Genomic DNA, 23,862 nt, shown 5'->3' on the forward strand with positions numbered 1-23,862 from the left:
TATGACCATATTTTAATATGAATCGGCTGCCCGTGTCACTTGATAACCTAACCAAATGCTTTATGTAAGAAGGTAAAAGAAGGGCTCATGCCTTTTCGGCACAGCCCTCCGGTTATTATTGTTCGAGCGGAACAACCGCGTCGTGCAGCAGCGTATTTAACCACTCAGTGTGTTTTTCTTTCGTTGCGTCATTCCATTGGAATCGGTCGCTCATGTAATCAATCACGGCCGTTTTATACGTTTGCACCCATTTGATGTCGAAGAACAGTCTTCCCGTTCTGCGGACGAAGAAATCGGCAGGTGTCGCAGCCATTTCTTCTTCGATGCTGTAAGCCGCTTCAGCCAGAATGTGAACCGGAATCTGGCGTTTTTCCGCTTCGTCTTTCAGACCTTCAATCCGGCTGAATACATTTTCAACGTTAGAGCCGTATCTGATGGCTAACTGCTTAGCGGTTTCCTGTGATAAACCGATTTTCAAGCCGTCTTTTGTCTTTGCTTCCACAAATGACTCGAAGTTTTTAGAGCCGCCGACATGTCCGCCGGAAATCGGCATCGTCTTCGTCTTGCAGCCGCCGAAGTCCTGGCCGCCCTCTTCTTTCAAGCGGTCGCGGACAAGATCGACAATGTGCTCAGCCATTTTACGGTAGCCCGTCAGTTTTCCTCCGGCGATCGTAATCAGGCCTGATTGAGATGTCCAGATTTCATCTTTACGGGAGATCTCAGACGGGTCTTTCCCTTCTTCGTGAATAAGCGGTCTGAGGCCGGCCCAGCTTGATTCAATATCGTCCGCCGTAATGTTCAGTTCCGGGAACATATAATTGATGGAGCTGACGACATAATCGCGATCCTGCACCGTCATGCGCGGATGCTCAAGTTTTTGTTTGTAAACCGTATCGGTCGTACCCACGTATGTTTTTCCTTCACGCGGAATGGCGAACACCATCCGGCCGTCCGGCGTATCAAAGTATACCGCCTGTTTAAGCGGGAATACGGATTGGTCGAATACGAGATGGACCCCTTTTGTGTGCTGAAGATGTTTTCCGCTTTTACTGTGGTCTTTTTCTCTCAGCTCGTCGACCCACGGACCTGTCGCATTGACGATTTTTTTGGCGTAAACTTTGTATTCCTTGCCTGACAGCAGATCTTCAATTAAAACGCCGACAACTTTTCCTTTTTCATAAAGCAGTTCTTTCACTTTAGAGTAGTTGACAGGCTCCGCACCGAATTTAACGGCTTCTTTCATGACTTCAATCGTCAGTCTCGCATCGTCCGTCCGGTACTCTACATAATAGCCTCCGCCTTTTAAGCCGTCTTTTTTGACGAGCGGCTCTTTTTGCAGCGTTTCTTTAGCAGACAGCATGCTTCTGCGCTCTGATTTTTTTACTCCCGCTAAATAGTCATACACACGCAGGCCGATGGAAGTAGAGAATGAACCGAACGTGCCGCCTTTATGAAACGGCAGCAGCATCCATTCCGGCGTCGTGACGTGCGGGCCGTTTTCGTACACGATGGCACGTTCCTTACCGACTTCTGCAACCATTTTGACTTCAAATTGCTTCAGATAACGCAAACCGCCGTGGACAAGCTTTGTGGATCGGCTTGATGTGCCGGCCGCGAAATCCTGCATTTCGCTCAAAGCGACTTTCATTCCCCTTGAAGCTGCGTCAAGCGCCGTACCGGCACCCGTAATACCTCCGCCTATAATAAACAGATCGTATGTTTTTTTAGTCATGTCTTCCAGCATATGATCCCGTTCCAAACTTGAAAATTGGTGATTCATCATTACGTTTCCTCCTTGTTGTCACGGTATAGAAAAAGAGACCACAACAGCCAAAGCGCATGTCATCACTTTGGTGCTGTGGTCTCTCCTCATCTCAGGACCGTTCCTATTAACTTGTTTTCAGTATACCACATTTTTATCTTATTTAAAAGCCATAGCTGCATTTACTGCTTTTTTCCATCCGCCGTACAATTCATCGCGCTTTTCATCTTCCATTTCCGGTTTGAATTGCTTATCAAGGTTCCACTGATCGGCGATTTCAGTGCTGTCCTTCCAGTATCCGACAGCGATTCCGGCCAAATACGCGGCACCGAGCGCCGTCGTTTCATTAATTTCCGGACGTTCGACCGGCACATCAAGCAAGTCGCTTTGGAACTGCATGAGGAAGTTATTTTTTACCGCTCCGCCGTCTACACGCAATGTTTTTAAAGAGATGCCTGAATCAGCCTCCATGGCATCAAGCACATCTTTCGCCTGATAAGCGAGAGATTCAAGCGTAGCCCGGATAAAATGCTCCTTCGTCGTTCCGCGTGTCAGGCCGAAAACTGAGCCGCGCACGTCACTGTCCCAGTACGGTGTGCCTAATCCGACGAAAGCGGGCACGACATAAACACCGTCAGCGGAATCCACACGCTCTGCGTATGTCTCGCTTTCTTTTGAATCCTGGAACATCCGCATGCCGTCTCTCAGCCATTGGATGGCAGAACCTGCGACAAAGATGCTTCCTTCCAGTGCATACTCGACTTTTCCGTCTAATCCCCAGGCAATTGTCGTCAGAAGGCCGTGATCAGAAGTGATGGCTTTTTCTCCGGTATTCATCAGCATAAAGCAGCCTGTGCCGTATGTGTTTTTCCCCATGCCTTCTTCAAAGCACGCCTGGCCGAACAGCGCAGACTGCTGGTCTCCGGCCGCTCCCGCAATCGGAATGTTTTTACCGAAGAAATGATAATCAACCGTTTTCGCGTACACATGAGAAGACGGTTTCACTTCCGGCAGCATTGATTTCGGCACGCCTAAAATATCAAGCAGCTCGTCATCCCATTTTAATTCATGAATATTAAACATCAGCGTTCTTGAAGCGTTGGAATAATCCGTTACGTGCGCCGCCCCTCCGGACATTTTCCAGATGAGCCATGAATCAATCGTTCCGAACAGAAGATTTCCGTTTTCCGCTTTTTCCCGCGCGCCTTCTACATTGTCAAGAATCCATTTGACTTTCGTTCCTGAGAAATAAGGGTCGATCAAAAGTCCCGTTTTTTCTCTGAATGTATCATTATATCCTTTTTCACGAAGCTCTTCGCAAATGCCGGATGTTTGTCTCGATTGCCACACAATCGCATTGTATACCGGCTTTCCGGTATCTTTATCCCATACGACCGTCGTTTCCCTTTGGTTCGTGATGCCGATGCCGGCAATTTGATCAGCGCTGATTCCGGACTCGGAGATCACAGTCGCGATAACGGCGAGCACCGATCCCCAGATTTCGTTCGCATTGTGCTCCACCCAGCCCGGCTGAGGGAAATGCTGTGTGAATTCCTTTTGAGCGGAATGCACGATTTTTCCTTCTTTATTAAAAAGAATCGCTCTTGAACTTGTTGTGCCTTGGTCAATTGATAAAATATAGGTCTCCATGATGCCGCTCTCCTTTTTAAATATATTCAGAATTTGATAATATTTTCCTTGATTGAGATTTCTTGGTATAAATATAGAGTATGAAAAGCACTACAACCATTATAACGCTTACAAACCAAAAGCTAGGTGTCACATTTCCTTTAAACGCGGCATTGTAAAATACGCCGCCGAACGCACCGCCCATGATCGGACCGACTACGGGAATCCAGGCATATTTCCAATTTGACGGCCCTTTTTTCGGAATCGGCAGAAAGGCGTGAGCGATTCTCGGCCCCAAATCCCGCGCAGGGTTGATCGCATATCCGGTCGTCCCTCCAAGAGAAATCCCGATGGCAACGATGAGGAATCCGACAATCAGCGGGTTCAGCCCTTTTGTGAATTCATTCGCTCCGATTGCCAAAATGCCGAGCACAAGCACAAACGTACCAATGACTTCACTTATCATATTCCCAAATGTATGAGGAATACTCGGGCCGGTCGAGAAAACGCCCAGTTTAGCGGCCGGATCATCCGTCGCCTTCCAATGCGGCAGATAATGAAGGTACACAACAACCGCACCGATCATTGCTCCGATCATCTGCCCCGCAATATAAACAGGGACCTCTTTCCAAGGAAAGCTGCCTTCAAGCGCAAGGCCTATCGTTAAAGCCGGATTCAAGTGGGCGCCGCTGATGCTGCCGACGGCATATGCCGCCATGGCTACTCCCAATCCCCAGCCGAATACAATAACAATCCATCCGGATTGGTATGAAAGCGATTTCTTTAAATTGACTCCCGCACAAACGCCGCCGCCGAAAATAACAAGCAGCATTGTACCGATTACTTCTCCCCAAAATGCTGTCATCATCATTCCTCCTAAATGACAAAATAGCAGGTTTGACAGAGTTATAGAGAATAAAAAACCCACAACAAACCGCTTTACGCTTTATTGCTTCCGTAAAGAGCTGTTGTGGGTCTCCGGGTCTCCATCACATAGTATTAACCTAGGTCTATTGTAACAATGGGTGTAAGCGGTGTCAATCTTTTTTTGTCATAGAATGTTCATATTTAGCCCATAGTTCGGTGTCTGAAGTCGTCACGGCCGTGGCTCCTGCCTGCAAGGCGTTTTCAACGTCCTGCTCCGTGCGGATGAAGCCGCCGGCAAAAATCGGAATCCCCGTCATTTCTTTAATTTCTCTGATTAAAGTCGGAACGATGCCCGGGAGAACCTCGATAAAGTCAGGCTTATGCTTTCCGACGAATTCCATGCTTTTCTCCATGGCGCTCGTATCCAAGAGAAACAGACGCTGGATCGCGTATATTTTCTTTTGTTTCGCTTTGACGATGACTGATGATCTCGTCGAAATGATGCCCGCGGGCCGGATATCCTGACAAATAAACTCCGCACCGTATTCGTCATGCTTAATGCCGTGAATTAAATCGACGTGAACCATCAGAAGTTTTCCGTGTTTTTTCGCTTCATTCACGACACCTTTTAATTGACCGAGGTGGATATCTAAAATGACGCCGTATAAGAACGGACTTTCTAAAAATGCATCGAATTGCTTCATGTTCCGGATTGCCGGTAGAATCTGCTGGTTGTGAAAACTCATGTTTTACTCCTTTACATTAAAATCAATGCTCAGCACGCTTTCCTTGACGGTCGAAATGATGAAAGAGAGCTCCTCGTCCGACAGGCAAAAAGGCGGAGACAGCTGAATGACATTATTATATCCCGCTACAGTATCGCCATTTTTCCCGACAAGCAGGCCTTTTTCTCTGCAGGCGGTGATGATGTGCTGCACAAGGGCGGCATCAGCGGGTTCCTTCGTGACTTTGTCCTTGACGAGCTCAATGCCGGCAAGAAGGCCCTTGCCCCGTACATCTCCGACCGCCGGATGTTCTCTGAGCGGCTCAAGCTCACGGAGCAGCCTTTCTCCAAGCTCCCGGGAGCGGGCGATCAGATTTTCGTCCTCCATCAATTGCAGGTTTTTCAAGGCCAGGGCGCAGGCTGCCGGATTGCCTCCGAATGTATTCACGTGCCGGAAGCGGCCGTACGGCTCACCGCCCGAATACGCCTCAAAAATCTCCCGTTTTACTGCCGTTGCCGACAGCGGCAGGTAAGCGCTCGTAATGCCTTTTGCCATTGTGACGATGTCCGGTGAAACGCCGTAATGCTGAAATCCGAACGGCTCTCCCGTGCGGCCGAAACCGCAAATGACTTCATCACTGATCAGAAGCGCGCCGTGGCGGCGGCAAATGTCCTCTACCTTTGCCATATACCCGTCCGGAGGCATCAGTATCCCTCCGCCTGTAATAATCGGTTCCATAATAACGCCGGCAATCGTTTCGCTTAACTCCCACGTCATGATCCGGTCGATTTCATGCGCGCTTTCCAATGTGACGGCATCGCCGGGATTCCGATAAAGATCAGGCGGCGCCGCATGCAAAAACCCTTGTGAGAGCGGCTCATATTTATATTTTCTCTGCGCCTGGCCGGTAGCGGCGAGCGCCCCCATCGTATTGCCGTGATAGCCTCTGTACCGGGAGATGAATTTGAAGCGGCTGTGATCGCCGTTTTCAATGTGGTATTGGCGGGCAATTTTGAACGCGGTTTCATTTGCTTCCGATCCGCTGTTGGAAAAGAAGATTACATAATCGCCGCCGAGCCATTCATTCAGTTTTTCCGCAAGCTCAATCGCGGGTTGATGGCTTTGGGTCAGCGGATAATAAGGAAGCTCCTTCAATTGGCTGTAAGCCGCATCGGCAAGCTCCTTTCTCCCGTATCCGATATTGACGCACCACAGGCCTGACATGCCGTCCAAATACCGTCTGCCGTCAATATCCGTAACCCAGGCGCCTTCCCCTTTTTGAACGATTATGCTGTCATCCGGCTCCGCCCCTTTCATCGCGTGCCAAATCAGCTCTTTATCCTTTTGTTTGAGTGACTGATTTTTTTGTACATGTTCCACACCGCTCATCTCCCTTTCAATATCATTGCACTGTATCGAAAGCTGCCCGGCTTCTGACGCCGATTCTCTTGGTGAAGTTTTCCTCTTAATAAGAATATAAAGGCGCGGCATGGGCGAGTCAATAAAGCGGCGGCAATTAAAAAAACGCTTTCTCCCAGAAAGCGAAAGAGCTACAAGAGCATATCCCGAAACCGGGGCCGGCGCAAGTGTTTTTATAAAAAAACCCGCCCCTTAAGCGGAGCGGGCGTTTTTTATTTAAGATGCGTAATCCGGTAAATGTCTTTGCGCCGGTCTTTCAGCTGGCGCACGGTTCCGTTTTCACGCTGCCTTCTTAAGATTTCAAGGTCCACGTCCCCGATCACGACCATTTCGATATTCGGATTCGTTTCACCGACGATTCCATCTCTGGCAAATTCAAAATCAGACGGAGCAAAAATGGCTGACTGCGCGTATTGAATATCCATATTTTCTGTTTGCGGAAGGTTTCCGACCGTACCTGAGATGACGGTGTAAATTTGGTTTTCAACCGCTCTCGCCTGAGAGCAGTATCTTACGCGCAAGTAGCCTTGGCGGTCTTCAGTGCAGAACGGCGTAAAGATAATTTTCGCTCCTTGATCCGCGGCAATTCTCGCAAGCTCCGGAAATTCGATATCGTAACAGATCTGAATGGCGATCTTTCCGCAGTCCGTATCAAATACGCGCACCCTGTCTCCGGCGCTGATGCCCCACCATTTCCGCTCATTCGGCGTAATGTGAAGCTTATATTGTTTTTCAATCGTGCCGTCACGTCTGAATAAGTAGGCGATGTTATAAATTTTCCCCTCTTCTTCAACGAAGTGGGAGCCGCCGATGATGTTGACATTATATTTCACCGCGAGATCTGTAAAGAGGCTGATATAGTCCTCGGTATATTCGGTAATCCTCTGAATGGCCAGACTCGGCGAACGCTCCTCGAGAAATGACATGAGCTGCGTCGTGAAAATCTCCGGGAACACCGCGAAATCAGATCTCGCATCGGAAGCCACATCGACATAATATTCAACCTGATTGGCAAATTCCTCGAAGGAGTAAATCTTTTTCATTTCATATTGAATGACGCAAATGCGCACCGGAAATGCCGATTTGTAATAGCGCTTCGACTGCGGCAGGTAATCGACATTGTTCCATTGCATTAATGTCGCATATTTAATGGACGCGGTGTCATCCGGGAGATAATTCGGATTGATCCGCATGAGCGTAAATCCGTTCATCAGCTGGAAAGAAAGCACCGGATCATAAATCTGATGGCGTGTCACCTGTTCGACATAGGCTCTCGCCGTCATTTCTTCCGCATACTTATGATAATTCGGAATCCGCCCGCCGATAATGATGCTTTTCAGATTCAATCGTCTCGCCAAGTCTTTTCTCGCCTCATACAGCCGGTGTCCGATTTTCATCCGTCTGTATTCCGGGTGAACCATTACCTCAATCCCGTACAGATTCAATCCGTCCGGGTTGTGGTTCGTGATATAACCATCGTCTGTAATGTCCTGCCACGTGTGGCGGTCATCATATTCATCGAAATTGATGATCAGGCTTGAGCATGAACCGATAATTTCCCCTTCATACTCGGCGCAAAACTGACCTTCCGGAAAGTGCGCGAGATGGCTGAGTAAATGTTCAGGCTCCCACGGCTCCATCCCCGGAAAACAATCCTTTTGCAGCTCAATAATTTTGTTGATATCTTTCTCTTCCATATTCCGTATGACCATTTTCTTTTCAAAACGGGTCAGATCAAGTTTCTCAGACAATGCTGCTTCCCCCTGCCGGTTCGTTTTGATCGTTCAATCGCTGTAAGAGTAATTCAAGTTCCATTTCCGCCATCGATTCCAGTCTGTGATCGTATTCTTCAAATAACAGGGCGCTTGTTACCTTATTCGGGACGATGACACATTTCATTCCGGCGCGTTTGGCTGCGATTGAGCCGTTGACCGAATCCTCAAAGGCCAGACATTCAGATGGTTCAACGCCTAAATGTTCCGCAGCTTTCAGATAGAGTTCCGGATTCGGCTTCACTTCTTCTACGTCGTCAGCCGTCTGAATCACTTCAAATTCATCAAACAGGCCTAATTCCTTCAGATGGCCCGACACCCATTTAAAATCTGAGCTGGAAGCGAGCCCCACCTTCAATCCTAATTCTTTTGCCGCGGCTAAATAAGCCTCCACCCCGGGACGCGCCGTTTCCGTCTTCATCCGCTGTTCGAAGCGCCCGCGCCTGATCGCCGTCAGTTCATCATGATCGAGCTTTCTTCCCAGCTGCTCCTCTAAATATGCGAATGGCTTAAACCCCGCGGCCGTTCCGATCACCTTTCCCCAGACGGATAAAGGCAATGTTGAACCGTGTTCTTCAAACATTTCCTGCAGCACTTCATATTCATGGGTTTCTGTATCTAAAATTAACCCGTCAAAATCAAAGATTAATGCTTTTATCAATGGTTACAGCTCCTTTAGCTAAACGTACTGACCTATGTATACACTATACCGTGAATTTCTTTCGCGTTCAAAATGTAACATTCTGACGGAAAGAAGAGCCTGCATGAGTGCAAGCTCTCTTCATCCGTTACTGTGTGTTTTGACTGGAAATATTGGAAAGAGCTGCTCCCGCAGACTCATTTGAACGCTGATCGACCGCTAAGTCTCCAAGCGCAACGATCCCGACCAGATGATTTTGATCGACAATGGGAAGGCGGCGGATTTGGTGTTGGGCCATCAGATGTGACGCCTCTTCAAGACTCATTTCCGGGTTTCCGGATACAACTGCAGAAGACATCACGTGTGAAACAGGTGTTTGGCCGTCGCGGCCTTGAGCCGTTGTTCTCAATGCGATATCACGGTCTGTCAGCATTCCTTTTAATTCCCCTCCGTCAACGACGGGAATTGCTCCGACATTATGCTGGTGCATCAGCGCAGCCGCTTCCTGAATCGTTTGATTGGGAGAAACGGTAGCCACGTGGGTAGTCATTGATTGTTTGATTGAACTCATTGTAAAGCACCCCTTTCGACATTTATTATGCTCGGGGATTTGTCTCATTATAAAGGGAGTTAGAGGAAAGAAATTGTGGTATCATGTCAAGGAAGCAAAAAAGAGCCTGTTAAAAGGCTCTTTATACCCGTCAGATCAGCCTTCTGTGACCGCAGGCTTCTGATCCGGCCCCTGTCTCGAAATCATCATAGGTAAAGGGAAAATTCATTCCGCATTCATTCAGCAAAGCGCAATTTTTATCAAACAGCGCCCGCTCTTTGACGTCATATACCGGGTGCGGCTTTGACAGCATGATATGTACCGTTTGCAGACAAGCCATAATTTGAAACGCTTCTTTTAAAGTTCCTTGGTAACGTTGGTTTTGTAATGATAATACGCCCCTTTTTTTAAAGCGCTGAATTTCCAGTTCGGAGAAATAAAGAGGAAAGACATTTTGAAACAATTCAGAGGAAAGCTCTTGTATCGCGCTTTCTTGTCCGTCAGTCGCTGCGTTCACAATTCTCACATCAATCACCTTTCTTGCCATGTGAATATCCTTAATCTTTATCAAGAATAGCATAGAAAAAAACGCGAAAGCTAAGGTAAGTGTTTCCTATTGAAACAGCCGCTTTCCGCTTGAAAAGGAGCTTTATGATATGAAACAAAATGACCGCGGTCTGGAACTCCTGATTACGGAAAAGCACGCCGGACAATGGCTGTTTTCAGTCCTGAAATCTGAATTCCAGGCGTCAAAACCCGTAATTACGGAATGGATGAACCAAGAAAGCATTCAGGTGAATCGGACATCCCCGAAAAACAATATCATACTGAAGACCGGAGATCGCTTATTCATTGATCTTCAGGAAAAAACGGGTTCTTCGGTGACTCCGGAATACGGAGAGCCGGACATTTTATTTGAGGACAATCATATGCTGATTGCAAATAAGCCGGCGGGAATGCCGACTCATCCAAATGAAGAGGGTCAGACCGGCACCCTCAGCAACCTGATCGCTTACCATTTTCAAATCAACGGCGAGCAGGCGAAAGTGCGCCACGTTCACCGTCTTGACCGTGACACGTCAGGCGCGGTCGTTTTCGCGAAACACCGCCTGGCCCATGCAATCCTTGACCGTCAGCTCGAAACCAAAACATTAAAACGCACCTATATCGCCGCGGCGGAAGGAAAAATCACGCCGAAAAAAGGCACGGTTGACTCGCCGATCGGCCGCGACAGGTCACATTCCGTCAGACGGCGCGTCTCACCCGGCGGACAAGCCGCCGTCACCCATTACAAAGTGAAAGGCTATCATCCCGGTGCGCAGCTTACATTGGCAGAGCTTGAACTGGAAACCGGGAGAACACATCAAATCAGGGTGCATATGGCAAGCATCGGCCATCCGTTGGCGGGCGATGACCTGTACGGCGGAAGCAGGACGCTGTTTCACAGGCAGGCGCTTCACGCCAAAAAAGTCAGTGTCGTCCATCCGATCTCAGGAGAAGAAATCGTTGCCGAGGCGCCGATGCCGGCTGATCTGGCTCATTTTACCGAAACGTATTTTTCTTAAACCGGGTCGGCATATATAATATATCGTTTCGGCGCATTTCCAATGTAAGAAAACGGATAGCAAGTGGTCAGGATCAGTTCCTCCCGCTTGTGCTGAAGGGTGATGACAGATGTATCATCCCGGCTGACGATTTTTGTACGGCTGATTTTATAAGAAAACGTGCCGTAAGACAAAATCACGTTCAGTCTGTCTCCTTTTTTCAGTTCGCCGGTCCGGCGGAACACCGTGTCCCTGTGGCCGGATAACACAATTTGGCCGTGATCGCCCGGATAATAGCTGTCCTTATAATGTCCGACGCCTTTTGCTAAATCATCTGCGTCAGTCCCTTCGACGATCGGGAGCTCAGCGTCGATTTCAGGGATTTCTAAAATGCCGCTTGCCTCACCCGTTTCGGGGTGAAATTCTTTTTTGCGCTGTGCCAGCACGGCGCTTTTTGTTTCGTTCTTTTCCAAGACAGGTTCTGTTGCTTTTTTTGCTTCTTCAAGCGATTGGTTCGTTTTCATATGTGAATCAATGATCTTCCAGCTTCCGTAACATGTGATGATGATACCGGCGATGATGACGAGAAGCGGAATATGTTTCAGTTTGTTCATCGTGTGCGGATTCCCCTTTTCTTTCTGAAAAGCCAATATACACCGGCACCCGTGATCACCAGGCCGGCCAATGCCGTCTGATGGCTGCCCGCTGAAGTATCAGGCAAAAGGCGGCCTTTTTGTGTGCCGCTTTCAGTCTGTTTTGTGCTTTGTTCCGAATTTGCGGCAGACGCCGGACGGGATTCAGGAATTGACTGCACTGTATCAGATGCTGTTTCTTCTGCGACAGGACGTTTAGGTTTTTTGGTTTGATCAGGCTGTTCTGCTGCATCCGGTTTTTTAGCGGGTTTTTCCGCTTGAGGTTTTTCTCCTTTATCAGGCCTGGTGCCGCCCGGTGTTTCCCCGCTTCCCGGCTGATTGCCGGTATCATCAGGTGTTTCGGCGGCTGGTGCCGTGCGGATGCGGCCGTCGGTTTGATAAGAAATCGGCGCGGAAAAGCTTTTGACATAGTCTACTGTCGCTTCCAAATCCTCAGGCCCCGTCACCGGATTCTTGCCGAGTTTCCCGATCGGACCGTATTTTGCCCCCGCCGCCGTCGCCATAAATTGATTGACTGTTACTGTATATCCTTTTTCGGGCTGTATGTCTGTCCCGTCCGCCATTTTCATATCCACCGCTTGTCCGGTTTCCGGGTTCCATGTATAGGTAAATCCGCTGATGCTGTAATCCGGACCGTACACCGGAGAAATTTGCGCATTAATAATCTCCCGCAAATCTTTTCCTTTGATTTCAAGCTTCGTCAGCACATTGCCGAACGGCTGTACATTATAAAGGTCTCCCCATGTGATCGGCCCTTTTTTTATGCCGTCCCGGATGCCTCCCCCATTCATAAGCGCAAAATCGGATTTCATCTTCGCTTTCATACCGTCGGCAATCAGATTTCCGAGCGCCGTGTCGCCGTCATTTGAATACCCGCCCGTTATATCATGGGCCGCTTCCCCGATCGTTTCGCTGATAATCGGTTTCACTTTCTCTTCATATTTGCTTAATATGCCTGCCGCAGCCGGGTCAGGCTTGATTTTACTTTGATCGATATATTGGATTTCCGCTGATTTTTTCACGATATCCTTCGACTCTTTATCAAGTTCAAGATCGGCGATTCCGATTGCTTTTCCGTATTCAAATGCCTGCACGATCAGCTTGCCGTCGATTTCTCCGTTTACGACTTTATGATTGTGCGCGGCGAAAATCACATCAATCTCTGAGTCTGTTCCGCTTGCAAGCTTTGCGGATTCTCCCGTGATGGCTGAGCCATTTTGTTCAGCAGACATATGGGCGAGCACGGCGATTGCTTTAATTCCTTTTTTCTTCAAGTCAGCGGCAGCGTCATTGACGGCCTTTACCTCATCCGTAAACGTAATATTTTTAATTCCGTCCGGGATGACCATGCCTGCCGCCGATCTGGTTACAACCCCGATAAATGCGATCGGAATTCCGGAAACGTATTTAATTTCATACGGCGGCAGAAAGGGCTCCCCTGACTTCAGTTTACAGTTGGCGCAGACGAGCGGGAAATTTTGGCCGTCATAACCGCTTGTCCCCTTACCGTCCGGATGATCTCCTCCATTGATGATCCGTTTAAGCTCATCCGTTCCTTCATCGAATTCGTGATTGCCGACAGTTCCGACATCAAAACCGATGTCTTCCATCAATTCTACTGTCGGTTCATCCTGAAAAAGGGCTGACACGGGAGAGCTGCCCCCGATCATATCGCCCGCATGCACGACAAAGGCGTGTTCTTTCTCGGCTTTCGCCTTTTTAATGTACGCTGCGGCGTAGTCCATCCGCCCGAAAGTGCCATCCGTTTTACCATCTCCGTTAAGGTCAAGCTCATATTGCTGATCAATTTTTCCGTGCAGATCATTCATGCTGATGATTCTGAGCGGGACACGGCCCGAGTCTTCAGTCTGCCGTTCTTTATACGCTTTATCCGTTCCAGCTTCATTCAGTGATCCGGCTTGTCCGATTGCTTCCGCATCTTTCACGCTGAACATCATAAAACAAACCGTCAGCAAACAGCACGAAAGACGCATACCCCTTTTTTTCTTCATTCATTTCTCCCCCTGTCTTCTAAGAAATACGTTAGCTTATTTTCTTAAAAATCACATCACTTTTTTGTAAAGATTGTCTTCACTGGCGCAAAATAGTAAATAATCCCCACGTAACGAAATAGGTCTTGATGTATAACGGATCGGCTTTTTTCACATCTTAATGATGATTTGACATGAAGGAGGAAAACAACCAGTGGAACAGCAGCAGAATCAGCAGCAGCCGCCAGTAAATCAGGGGATCCCGGGTTCACCGCAAGTGAATCACGGAGGACATGAGCTTTTCGATATGCATGAAGTGCTGGCCGGAACAGTCGGCGTTTTGGATCAATTTATGATGCTCAGACAGTTTATACAGGATCAGCAGCTGGCCGACATCCTTGACCGCCAGTATCAATTCATTCTCGGACTCTATAATCTGACGGCAGAATGCTTTAAGACCGGCCAAAAGCCTTCTCAGGAAACGTCGACATATATGATGAAGGAACAGAACCAGGCCGTCTACGGTATAAAACCGACTCAGCCGAAAAAACCGAATCAATCATTAAATGATGTCAAAGATCTCGGGATCAGCGGCCATATGCTCGGCCTGATTAAAGCTCAAGCTTCTCTCTTGACGATGAGCTCGCTTGAAATGACCAATCCCGTCACAAGAAGAGTGCTCTCCGCCCAAATTCAGCAATATGTCGAAATGGCGTTTGAAATCTTCTTATACCAAAACAAACACGGTTATTATCAGGTTCCTCAGCTCAATGCACAAGATATGCAGACCATGCTGAATTCATTTGCGCCGGCGCAGGGACAGCCGCAAATGCCTCCGATTAAAGGACAAATGGGACAGCAGCAGCAAAACCTCCATTGATTAAAAAACGGCGTTGGAAACCTGACTCTCCAATGCCGTTTTCTTTTTTTTATATGCTTTTGTGAAATCATGTTCAAATCGTTTCAGGCTTTCTTTCGTAGCCGCTTCAAAGCCTTTTTCAAAATCCTGTGTTTCGGCGGTTTTGTTGATAATGGTTAAGATAATGCCTTCTCCGAATGTTTCGGTTAAGTCCTTTATCATATAGAAGCTTTGCAAATAGACATCTGTTTCATATTCCATACGCGATTTCTGCCATTTTCGGTCGGTCGTTAATTGATCAAACGGCACGACGGAAAATGCAATCGGATCAATGACTACATCATAATGCGCGACCCACTCGCTCAGCCCCTCATGAAACCAAAGCGGAAATACAGACGTATCTGTCCCCAATTGCCGCGTTTTTTGATGAAACGCGTAGTGTGTATATTCATGTATAATTAATTGTTTATACATGAAAACGGCCAGCTCATCTTTTTTCAAAAGCTGTTTTTTCTCTTCAGGCAAAAGCCCCATCATCTGCTCCTGTTCTGAATAAAAACCGACTACATTTTTCAATCCTGAATATTGCTCCATTTCAGCTTCATCCGAAAAGAAAATGAGTTCAAGTGGCGCTGCACCTTTGTAGCCGACAATGATTTGATTGATACGCTTTGCGTGGTCCAGCGTAAGCTTGGTCAGATCCAAGAGCGGCTTTTCATCCGCCGTATAGTAAATCGCTGTATGTTTGTAAATTTCTTTATTCATGTGTTCAGTCACTTGTTCCTTCGTCGGAACAGAGCGGCTGTTTTGGCCTGACAGGACGTACATCATACTTACTGAAACGGCTGAACTGACAGCCAATATGACAAGGACTCCGCACAGGATCAGAGTGAATGCCGCCCGTTTCCCCATGCCGTCACGCAAACAAGCTCCCCTCCCCGATCCTTCAATTTTCATCTCATTCTTTACTTTATGCTCAGGAGCGCTGGGTCGTGACGGCAGATAAAATAAAAAAGCCGCAGCAAATGCGGCTTTTCCATTCATTTATTTATTGGGGTTTGGGAATACACGCTGCACCATTTGGCCGAATTCATCAAACAGACCGGATACAGGATGTCCGTTTTGGATTCGTTTTCCGTAGCCTTGCATACGTTCAACGAAGTCCGGGTTCGCTGATACATATACAGTCCGGACATGTTTATCGGCTGATTTCACCTTATCGGTAATTTTATTTTTTAAATGGTTGGCGATGGCGCCTTTTTGCCCGTTTGTCAGAACAACGGCAACATATGCGCTGTTTCCGGCAACGATCACAGTCGCATTTTTAACTTCTTTTAAATCAGTCACCTTGTCGGCGGCTTTATCAGCCACTCTCAGGTTACGATTGTCATTGTGATCGGTGTTTTGGTTATGACGGTTCACTGTATTCATATTTGTCGCACCGTCGTTAGGCGTGTTGCGGTAATTTACATTCTGGGTGCGGTTGTCATTTCGTTTTCCTTCTCCCTGGTTCCCCATACTGCACCCTGCGGTAATCAGCATCGGCAGAAGAAGGGCAGAGATAACTGCTTGCTTTTTTATCATGTGAATTCCTCCTTTCTCACTTTACGTATAGGTTTTTCTATTCGGCGGGATTTATGCACGCCGTTTGCATTCTGAGCGGTTTGGATAAATATCAGAAGGAAAGGGAAAGGTAAGCGTAATCAATTGAATGAGGAGGGATTTAACTTGTTCAGAAAAAAAAGCGGCATCAGCCCGACAGCGCTGCTGATCGGATCATCGATTCTGATTGCAGCTTTATCACCCGAAATCCGCCGGAAAATCTCCGGAATGGTTTCAGGCAGTATGCAGCATAAAGATGGCACACATTCCATGCAGCCTGCTGACCTGATTCAACAGGCGTTCGGCGGGGAATCCGGCGGACAGCAGCACACGGACAAAGCCCGGCATTCACAAAACGGCTCATTGCAGCCTGCCGAGCTGATCAAACAGGCGTTCGGCGGGGATTCCGGCGGACAGCAGCACACGGACAAAGCCCGGCATTCACAAAACGGCTCCACGCAGCCTGCCGAGCTGATCAAACAGGCTTTCGGCGGGGATTCCGGCGGACAGCAGCATGAGCAGACTTCCCGCAATCACTCCGGCTCATCCCATACAGACGGACAGGCAGACCGCAGTAAAGAAACTTCGCCGAAGCCTCACTATACCGAGCCGATTCACTTCGAAGAAAGCGCGGTAAATGTTTTAAATGACAGCACCGTGATGAATATGCTGGAAGAAATTGAACCCGGAAATCATTAGAAACGAAAAAATCCTTCATTCGTTCAACGATGAAGGATTTTTCGTTTTAGCGCTCGATCTGCTTTTAAGCTTCTTCAGCTTCAATGACGATTGAGGAATCATTGTACACCGCGGTATCGGTTTCCTTCGTCATTTTACTTGTTAACAGCCCTGCGGTCATACTGCCGCTGACATTTAAGGCGGTGCGCCCCATGTCAATTAACGGCTCAATTGAAATGAGCAGCCCGGCAAGCGCGACAGGCATGTTCAAAGCGGATAGGACGAGCAGAGCCGCAAATGTCGCGCCGCCTCCCACGCCTGCTACACCGAATGAACTGATTGCCACGATGGCGATGACAGAGACGATAAATCCCGGTTCAAACGGGTTTTGCCCTACTGTCGGCGCAATCATCATCGCGAGCATCGCCGGGTAAATGCCGGCACAGCCGTTTTGACCGATCGATAAGCCGAATGAACCGGCGAAGTTCGCAATTCCTTCCGGGACGCCCATGCTTTTTTGTGTTTTAATATTAAGCGGCAAAGCCCCTGCGCTTGAACGGGACGTAAACGCAAATACCATGACAGGAAATGCTTTTTTCACGTATGTGATCGGATTTAAACCGCTGAACGTAATCAGCAGCAAGTGAATGATAAACATGACGATAAGCGCGGCGTATGAAGCGATCACAAACATCCCCAGTTTCGCAATGCTGTCGATGTCGCTTGTCGCGATCGTCTTTGTCATAATCGCCAATACCCCGTAAGGCGTCAGTCTTAAAATTAATGTCACGACGCGCATAATAATCGCGTATACCGCATCGACAATTCCGCTGAAAGTCGCAGCGTGCTCCGGCTGCTTCCGTTTCACGCCCAGAAAAGCGATGCCGAGGAAAGCGGCGAAAATAACGACTCCGATGGTGGAAGTCGGTCTGGCCCCCGTAAAATCAAGAAACGGATTTCCCGGCAGAAGCTCAACGATTTGCTGAGGCAGCGTTTTGGCCGTCATATCCTCAGATTTTTGCTGCAGCTCCTGGCCTCTTGATAACTCGGTGCTTCCCTGGTCGATATGAACGGCTTTCAGATCAAAGGAAAGCGCCGAAACAATTCCGACTGCCGCAGCAATTGCTGTTGTAGCGATCAAAATCCCGATGATCAGTCCGCTGATTTTCCCGATGTTATGGGTCAGTTTCAGCTTCGTAAATGCGCCGAGAATAGAAATAAAGACTAGCGGCATGACGATCATCTGAAGCAATTTGACATAACCGCCGCCGGCAATATTAAACCAATCGGCCGTTTGTGTCACGATATGTGAAGCCGGCCCGTAAATCAATTGCAGTGCAAAACCGAATACAATGCCTAGTCCGAGCGCGGTAAAGACACGTTTAGAAAAGGAAACGTGTTTTTTTTGCATGACAAACAAACCTGCTATAAGCAAAAGCATAATAAAAACATGTAAGACTATAAATAAATTCTCCAAAACAGGTAAACACTCCCTTGCTCATTATCCTTTAACACTATATTATATGAATTCCGATCGGTCAAGTAAGAATTGACAAAATATGTATTTTTATAGACTTTTCTCTTTTCTTTCCACCCTTTCTCTAGTAACTTATATAAGGGTGATTGTTATGCTGAAGGAACTGTTTCTTAATTTGACGATTTTAATTACATTTAATTATCTGTTCACCCTTCTTTTTAAAGAGTCGCTTTCGTATAAAGAAGACCGTCTGATGTTTCAATTACTGAAGGGGACGGTCTGCGGGCTTTTAGGGGTTTTTCTGATTGCTTTCGGTTTTTCTTACTCCGATTCCATCATTGATCTCAGAAATATCCCCATTATCATCGCCGCTCTTTACGGAGGCTGGGTGTCTACGGCAGCCGCCTTTGCGATTATCGTCGCAGGCCGTATCCTGATCAATTTCAATGCCAGCGCCATTTTTTCCATCGCCGCCGTCGGAGTTATTGCGATACTTTCTGCGGCCGTCCTCAGAGGAAAAAAGCCGGATCACAAAATGGCGTTCGTTATGCTGCTTTTTTCAAATGTTATTTTCACCCTGACACTGCTGTTTCTTATGCCCGAACAGCCTGCCGGGGCCCTCGTTTATTATTGGCTCATTTCCGTCTTGGGCGGAATGCTGTCGCTGTATATTATTAAACACGAAGCCGATGCCCGCCTTTTGTTCAAGCAATACAAGTTTCAAGCGAATTATGATTTTCTGACGGGGATTTTTAATAAGAGAAAATTCGAGGAAGTCTCGCGCGTTCTGTACGATCGGGCGTCTCAATCCCCCTCGTCTCAGCTCGCGCTTATTTATTTGGATATTGATCAATTTAAGCAGATCAATGATCAATACGGCCATTATGAAGGGGATCAAGTGCTGAAGGAACTGGGGGCGCGCCTGAGGTTCTTACTCAGCAGTTCTGATCCGTCAGCCCGCATCGGCGGGGAAGAATTTGCCGTGCTTATGCCCAATTGCACGTATACGAAAGGGCTTCACCTCGCAGAGGAAATCAGGCACACGATTGACGCGAACCCGATTCTGCTGACGAGCGGAGATACAATTCCCGTGACCGTTTCCCTCGGCATCGCGCATTATCCGACAAATACATCGGATCCTCGGACATTGCCCCTGATCGCGGACCGGATGCTGTACAAAGCGAAAACATCAGGGCGCAATCAAGTGTGCAGCACTGAAAAAAAAGAATGATCGCCCGAAGCGGAAATCATTCTTTCTTTTCAGTGAGAAAGCCGCCCGTCAGGAAAACGGGAATCAGGCTGCCCCTATATTCTTTTTCAATAAACGCCGCGGTATCATCTGATTGATACAAAGACAGGAGTTTTTGCATCCGTTCATCATCTTTATCCTCAGCTCTGACGGCGACCAGATGAATATACGCTTCCTTCATTTGCGCCGATCGGATCAGCGCGTCCTTCTCCGCATGAAATCCTGCTCTTTTCGCCTCGCTTTGACTGAGAACTGCTGCGTCAGCATGTTTCGCCGTCTGATATGCGTTCTTTTTTGTTTCCGTTTTTAAGGTCAGATGCTTCGGGTTGTCCTTGATCATATCAGTTGAACCCGTACCGGTGAATCCCTTTTTCAATGTCATCAGTCCGGCCTCCTGCATGAGAAAAAGCGCCCTGCCGAAGGCCGCCGCTTCATCAGGCACGGCAATGACCGCTCCGTCCGGTATATCCTTCAGCCGTTTATGCTGCTTGGAATACACCCCCAGCGATACCGCATATGTCGTTCCTAAAGGAGCCAGCTTCTTTTTCACATGAGGCGGCAAAGATTGAAAATAAGAAACGGATTGAAACGCATTGGCGTCGAGATCCCCGCCGGCAAGCGCCAAATCGGCCTCGGCATAATCCGAAAACGTTACCAAAGAAAGCTGCAAACCTTCCTCACCGGCTTTTTTCGCGACAAACTCCCAGATCGATTGATCAGATTCATTGATTCCGATAGTAATTGTCCGGTTCCCGTCAGGATAATGGCATGAAGTAAGTAACATGATCAAAATGAAAAGAAACAGACTGTTTATAAGCCGCAGGTTCAAGTTGACCTACTCCCTATCTATTTTTATGTACAGAGGCTGCACCATGGTATTCGGGCTCATGATTACATACAATACCGATTAAAAAAAGGGTTGTCAATTGCTTCCTTAAGAGGCTGCAAAGCGGTTTTTATCAGCTGAAAATGGGCTGTTCTAGTCTCAAATCAGATTTCCGTATCAGAGCGTTCCCCTCTTAAAACATGTTATTTCGAAAAAAGTTACATTTAGCAGTTGTTTTTTCTTCGAATTACTGGTAGAGTAAAGGTAATTATTTTTGTTCGAACTATCTTTAAGAAGAAAGTTTTGTAAGAGTTTTCGTCTTGGAAGTTTGTTTTAGAGCAAGAATAGTGAATTTAAGCGTTATGTCGCTTTAGGAGGAAATTTCATGTTAGAAGGTAAAGTAAAATGGTTCAACTCTGAAAAAGGATTCGGATTCATCGAAGTAGAAGGTCAAGACGATGTATTCGTTCACTTCTCTGCTATTCAAGGCGAAGGCTTCAAAACTTTAGAAGAAGGCCAATCTGTTTCTTTCGAAATCGTTGAAGGAAACCGCGGACCACAAGCTGCTAACGTAACAAAAGCATAAATTGTTTAAAAAACCTGCCGGTTTACGCCGGCAGGTTTTTTTCATCTAAAACGAAAAGCTGTTTTGCAAAGGCAAAACAGCTTTTTTATATCAGGTGGCAATATCGCGTTTTAAGAAGACGCCGAATGCGAGCGCCAGAAAAATAACGAAGTAAATCACAAGCATCACAACCGAAAATGTCATCGTCATCCCCTCTACTAAAGGAGTCCCGTTCATATATTGCGACAAATCTGTGTTCGCAAATAAAATATATTTGGTCCATTCAAATTTCGCAGCAAGAAATACCGTCGCCGTGTTCCCCATAACCAATAGAAAAATAGAAAATCCGACCGCTAATGAGCTGTTCCGGAATACCGCAGACAGCATAAACGCCATCGTCGCAAGCATAAAAGCGGAGACAGATTCATAGACATATGTTTTAGCGAGGAAAGCGATGATATTTTGCTCAAAAACATGGCCGTCTTTGTATACGAGATGAACATCAGCCGCAGTATCTCCGCCTGTACCGAAAAAGACCAATCCCAACAGAGCGGAGCCGGCAAATAAAATCACAAGCATCAGCAGTCCGAACAGCAGCACCGTCATATATTTAGATAGCAAAATCTGAAAACGGCTGAGCGGACGGATGGCCAGCAGTTTGATGGTTCCCCAGTTGAACTCATTCGCCACGATGCCTGCGGCAATGATAATCGTAAACAGCCCGGTCAAAACAGTCATCATCGAAGAATCAGCTACGTATGACCACACTGTGTACCCTGTATCCTCGGGGATGTTATGATCCATACGGTATTGATTTATCGCGACATTCTGTTTCAGGTTATCAATGAGCGTCTGGTTTCCGGTTTCCTTCATCTGCTGTTTCATTTCTTTGTTTTCAGCTTGGAGCTCCTGTTTCCAATTCGGATTGGCTTCGTTCGAGGTGAAATGGTTTGACAGAAGCGCAAAACCGATCATCGAAACGCCTAAAATTACAATCATAGCCCACGTGCCGACGCGGCTGAAAATTTTTATCCATTCATTATAGATCAGCTTAAACATATTGAACCTCCTCTTTCGTCCCGCCGGTAATCTCCAAGAAACGGTCTTCCAAAGATTTTGTCATGATTTTCACTTCATATAAGCGGATGTTTTCACGGACGAGCAGAGATATCACATCAGGCACTTCCTGTTTTGACAGCTTGATCTCAATACCGTTTGTCTTCTTCACACAATCAAACTGACTCAGAACGGCAAGAGCCTCTTCTCTTTGTTCAATATGGAAGAAGTATGTATCTTTATCCTCTTTTCCTTCATCCCTTACTTTTTGAATATCGACAAGCTCCCCTTTTTGCAGAATGCCGATTCGGTCGCACATTAACTCCATTTCTGACAGCAGATGGCTAGAGACGATGACAGCCATTCCTTTTTCACGTGTCAGCTTTTTCAGATGGTCCCTGATTTCCCTGATGCCCGCGGGATCAAGGCCGTTTGTCGGTTCATCCAGAATCAGCACCTTAGGATTATGCAGCAGGCTTTGGGCGAGGCCGAGACGCTGTCTCATTCCGAGAGAGTAGGTTTTTACTTTGTCATGTATTCTGTCCTGCAACCCGACGAGCTCGATGACCTCATCTATTTTTTCTTTCGTAACGCCTTTTACCATCCTTGCGTACTGCTGTAAATTTTTATAACCGCTCAGGAATTTGTACAGCTCCGGGTTTTCCACGATGGCTCCGACGTGCCTGACCGCTTTTGCATAGTTTTTCGTAATGGATTCCCCGCAGATTACGATGTCTCCCTGAGACAGTTTCATTAATCCGACCATCATTCTGATCGTAGTGGTTTTCCCCGCTCCGTTCGGCCCTAAAAATCCAAACACTTCGCCCGCCCGGACGGAGAAGCTCAGATCATGAATAATCGTTCGTCCTTTTATCGTTTTCTTTACCTGTTGCAGTTCTAATACCGTTTCCAATTAGAATCCCCCTTCTATTTCGTGCGCCTGCATGACGCTTCTGTACCATTGCAGCACGGACATTCCTTCCTGTTCCCGGATTTCTTCGACCTCGCGCCGTTCAGCGATTTTCCCTTTTATGAAAACCATCACTTCGTCTAACAGCGTCTCAATCTCGCCGATCTCATGCGTGGCAATGACGACGATCTGGCTGCCAAAATCAATATAAGATACGAGACTGTTGACAATCGACTCTCTGACCGCCGGATCAAGACCTGAAAACGGCTCATCCAGCAGAATGACGGATGCTTTTCTCGACAGGGCCAAAACGATTTTCAGCCTGCCCCGGCTGCCTTTGGACAGCTCTTTTATCTTCTGCTTCGCTGAAAGATTCATTTCCGTTAATAGGTTATGTGCTTTTTCCAGCTGAAAATCCGGGAATTGCGAATGATAAAATGTGAGCATATCACCGACGGTCGTCCGAGCGGAAAACATATCATGTTCGGTTAAATAAGCCGTACGAAACAGCATGTTCCTGCTTACTGCGCAGTCTCCGATCCGGACGGCGCCCGATGTCGGGAACGCAAGCCCCGCAAGCATTTTAAGCGTTGTTGATTTTCCGCTTCCGTTCGGCCCTAAAATTCCGTAGATTTTACCCGGAGACAATGAAAATGATACATCGCTGACCGCGAGCCTGCGGCCGTATTTTTTTGTTACGCGTTCAAAATCAAGATTCATCGTTTGCTTCCCCCGCATATCGTTTGATCCCGTCGAGCATTTCCTCAGGAGATAACCCCAGCTCCGCCATTTCCTGAATAAAGCGTTTGAAAACGTCTTTTGTCAGCCTGTCTTTCAGCTCCGCTTTCAGATCGGATCTTTCCGCTATAAAGGTTCCCTGTCCTCTTCTCGTCTCCACGATCCCCAGCCTTTCCATTTCACTGTACGTTCTTTGTATCGTGTTCGGATTCACTTTCATCTGTACGGCCATCTCCCTTACGGACGGCAGTTTGTCCCCCGGTGAAAGCTCACTTCGGATCAGCCGGTAATATACACGATCGGCAATCTGCAGATAAATCGGCTTGGATGACTGAAATTCATTCTCCATC

The 23,862-nt window shown here is 47.4% G+C and carries 24 protein-coding genes; 5 read left to right on the plus strand and 19 right to left on the minus strand.

Annotated elements, in window-relative coordinates; translation table 11 throughout:
* Nucleotides 1-115 precede the first annotated feature (115 nt).
* From glpD to AR442_RS14770, 9 genes are all read right to left on the minus strand, one after another.
* Nucleotides 116-1,783 (minus strand): glycerol-3-phosphate dehydrogenase, encoded by a 1,668-nt coding sequence (glpD, locus tag AR442_RS14730; protein WP_014417285.1) that lies wholly within the window; start codon nucleotides 1,781-1,783, stop codon nucleotides 116-118.
* Nucleotides 1,784-1,921: 138 nt separating this feature from the next.
* On the minus strand, nucleotides 1,922-3,412 hold the full coding sequence (gene glpK, locus AR442_RS14735; protein ID WP_007610291.1) for a glycerol kinase GlpK: 1,491 nt from the start codon (nucleotides 3,410-3,412) through the stop codon (nucleotides 1,922-1,924).
* A 16-nt stretch (nucleotides 3,413-3,428) separates the two neighbouring features.
* Complete coding sequence (locus AR442_RS14740) at nucleotides 3,429-4,256, minus strand: MIP/aquaporin family protein (protein ID WP_021494903.1); 828 nt, start codon at nucleotides 4,254-4,256, stop codon at nucleotides 3,429-3,431.
* A 172-nt stretch (nucleotides 4,257-4,428) separates the two neighbouring features.
* Nucleotides 4,429-5,004, minus strand: coding sequence for a glycerol-3-phosphate responsive antiterminator (locus tag AR442_RS14745; protein ID WP_007610287.1), 576 nt, complete (start codon nucleotides 5,002-5,004; stop codon nucleotides 4,429-4,431).
* Between the two features lie 3 nt (nucleotides 5,005-5,007).
* Nucleotides 5,008-6,372 (minus strand): aspartate aminotransferase family protein, encoded by a 1,365-nt coding sequence (locus tag AR442_RS14750; protein ID WP_101560375.1) that lies wholly within the window; start codon nucleotides 6,370-6,372, stop codon nucleotides 5,008-5,010.
* Nucleotides 6,373-6,614: 242 nt separating this feature from the next.
* Nucleotides 6,615-8,153 carry a bifunctional GNAT family N-acetyltransferase/carbon-nitrogen hydrolase family protein gene (locus AR442_RS14755; protein WP_022553620.1) on the minus strand — a complete coding sequence of 513 codons (1,539 nt, stop codon included), beginning with the start codon at nucleotides 8,151-8,153 and terminating at the stop codon, nucleotides 6,615-6,617.
* Nucleotides 8,146-8,835 (minus strand): HAD family hydrolase, encoded by a 690-nt coding sequence (locus tag AR442_RS14760; RefSeq protein ID WP_003155347.1) that lies wholly within the window; start codon nucleotides 8,833-8,835, stop codon nucleotides 8,146-8,148. The genes AR442_RS14755 and AR442_RS14760 overlap by 8 nt, the downstream gene beginning before the upstream one ends.
* Before the next feature lie 127 nt (nucleotides 8,836-8,962).
* The gene (locus tag AR442_RS14765; protein ID WP_007408449.1) at nucleotides 8,963-9,385 is read right to left on the minus strand and encodes a CBS domain-containing protein; all 423 of its coding nucleotides are present in this window, start codon (nucleotides 9,383-9,385) and stop codon (nucleotides 8,963-8,965) included.
* Nucleotides 9,386-9,515: 130 nt separating this feature from the next.
* Nucleotides 9,516-9,911 (minus strand): DUF5365 family protein, encoded by a 396-nt coding sequence (locus AR442_RS14770; RefSeq protein ID WP_007408448.1) that lies wholly within the window; start codon nucleotides 9,909-9,911, stop codon nucleotides 9,516-9,518.
* Nucleotides 9,912-10,020: 109 nt separating this feature from the next.
* On the opposite strand from AR442_RS14770, the gene AR442_RS14775 reads away from it, so the two are divergent.
* Nucleotides 10,021-10,929 (plus strand): RluA family pseudouridine synthase, encoded by a 909-nt coding sequence (locus AR442_RS14775; RefSeq protein ID WP_014417281.1) that lies wholly within the window; start codon nucleotides 10,021-10,023, stop codon nucleotides 10,927-10,929.
* On the opposite strand, the gene AR442_RS14780 is transcribed toward AR442_RS14775, so the two are convergent.
* Nucleotides 10,926-11,522 carry a class D sortase gene (locus tag AR442_RS14780; RefSeq protein WP_032871062.1) on the minus strand — a complete coding sequence of 199 codons (597 nt, stop codon included), beginning with the start codon at nucleotides 11,520-11,522 and terminating at the stop codon, nucleotides 10,926-10,928. The genes AR442_RS14775 and AR442_RS14780 overlap by 4 nt on opposite strands.
* A complete protein-coding gene (locus AR442_RS14785; protein ID WP_053285077.1) occupies nucleotides 11,519-13,573 on the minus strand; it encodes a bifunctional metallophosphatase/5'-nucleotidase in 2,055 nt (684 codons plus the stop codon). The genes AR442_RS14780 and AR442_RS14785 overlap by 4 nt, the downstream gene beginning before the upstream one ends.
* Nucleotides 13,574-13,766: 193 nt before the next feature.
* On the opposite strand from AR442_RS14785, the gene AR442_RS14790 reads away from it, so the two are divergent.
* Entirely contained in the window at nucleotides 13,767-14,432 is a 666-nt protein-coding gene (locus tag AR442_RS14790) for a spore coat protein (RefSeq protein ID WP_007610275.1), read from the plus strand.
* Here AR442_RS14790 and AR442_RS14795 read toward each other — a convergent pair whose 3' ends face one another.
* Together AR442_RS14795 and AR442_RS14800 are read right to left on the minus strand one after the other, a co-directional pair.
* Nucleotides 14,433-15,335, minus strand: coding sequence for a hypothetical protein (locus AR442_RS14795; protein ID WP_053285099.1), 903 nt, complete (start codon nucleotides 15,333-15,335; stop codon nucleotides 14,433-14,435).
* Nucleotides 15,336-15,455: 120 nt separating this feature from the next.
* Nucleotides 15,456-15,995, minus strand: coding sequence for a YhcN/YlaJ family sporulation lipoprotein (locus AR442_RS14800; protein WP_003155362.1), 540 nt, complete (start codon nucleotides 15,993-15,995; stop codon nucleotides 15,456-15,458).
* A 144-nt stretch (nucleotides 15,996-16,139) separates the two neighbouring features.
* Here AR442_RS14800 and AR442_RS14805 point away from each other — a divergent pair, with 144 nt between their 5' ends.
* Nucleotides 16,140-16,712, plus strand: coding sequence for a hypothetical protein (locus tag AR442_RS14805; RefSeq protein WP_029973224.1), 573 nt, complete (start codon nucleotides 16,140-16,142; stop codon nucleotides 16,710-16,712).
* Between the two features lie 64 nt (nucleotides 16,713-16,776).
* Here AR442_RS14805 and AR442_RS14810 read toward each other — a convergent pair whose 3' ends face one another.
* Nucleotides 16,777-18,168, minus strand: coding sequence for an L-cystine transporter (locus tag AR442_RS14810; RefSeq protein ID WP_029973225.1), 1,392 nt, complete (start codon nucleotides 18,166-18,168; stop codon nucleotides 16,777-16,779).
* 151 nt (nucleotides 18,169-18,319) lie between these two features.
* Between AR442_RS14810 and AR442_RS14815 the strand changes: the two genes are divergently transcribed.
* Nucleotides 18,320-19,399, plus strand: a complete 1,080-nt coding sequence (locus AR442_RS14815; protein WP_053285078.1) for a GGDEF domain-containing protein — start codon at nucleotides 18,320-18,322, stop codon at nucleotides 19,397-19,399.
* Between the two features lie 16 nt (nucleotides 19,400-19,415).
* On the opposite strand, the gene AR442_RS14820 is transcribed toward AR442_RS14815, so the two are convergent.
* A complete protein-coding gene (locus AR442_RS14820; protein ID WP_053285079.1) occupies nucleotides 19,416-20,246 on the minus strand; it encodes a MetQ/NlpA family ABC transporter substrate-binding protein in 831 nt (276 codons plus the stop codon).
* 382 nt (nucleotides 20,247-20,628) lie between these two features.
* Between AR442_RS14820 and cspB the strand changes: the two genes are divergently transcribed.
* Entirely contained in the window at nucleotides 20,629-20,829 is a 201-nt protein-coding gene (gene cspB / locus AR442_RS14825) for a cold shock-like protein CspB (RefSeq protein ID WP_003155376.1), read from the plus strand.
* A gap of 90 nt (nucleotides 20,830-20,919) precedes the next feature.
* Here the strand turns inward: cspB and AR442_RS14830 are convergent, their stop codons facing one another.
* From AR442_RS14830 to AR442_RS14845, 4 genes are read right to left on the minus strand one after another with little or no spacing between them, the layout of a single operon-like run.
* Entirely contained in the window at nucleotides 20,920-21,867 is a 948-nt protein-coding gene (locus AR442_RS14830; protein WP_014417273.1) for an ABC transporter permease, read from the minus strand.
* Nucleotides 21,860-22,777, minus strand: coding sequence for an ABC transporter ATP-binding protein (locus tag AR442_RS14835; protein WP_012117151.1), 918 nt, complete (start codon nucleotides 22,775-22,777; stop codon nucleotides 21,860-21,862). Before AR442_RS14835 ends, AR442_RS14830 begins: the two co-directional genes overlap by 8 nt.
* Complete coding sequence (locus tag AR442_RS14840) at nucleotides 22,778-23,494, minus strand: ATP-binding cassette domain-containing protein (protein WP_014720910.1); 717 nt, start codon at nucleotides 23,492-23,494, stop codon at nucleotides 22,778-22,780.
* Nucleotides 23,484-23,861 (minus strand): GntR family transcriptional regulator, encoded by a 378-nt coding sequence (locus AR442_RS14845; RefSeq protein WP_014417271.1) that lies wholly within the window; start codon nucleotides 23,859-23,861, stop codon nucleotides 23,484-23,486. Before AR442_RS14845 ends, AR442_RS14840 begins: the two co-directional genes overlap by 11 nt.
* Nucleotide 23,862 lies beyond the last annotated feature (1 nt).

Source organism: Bacillus velezensis (assembly GCF_001461825.1).
GTDB lineage: Bacteria > Bacillota > Bacilli > Bacillales > Bacillaceae > Bacillus > Bacillus velezensis.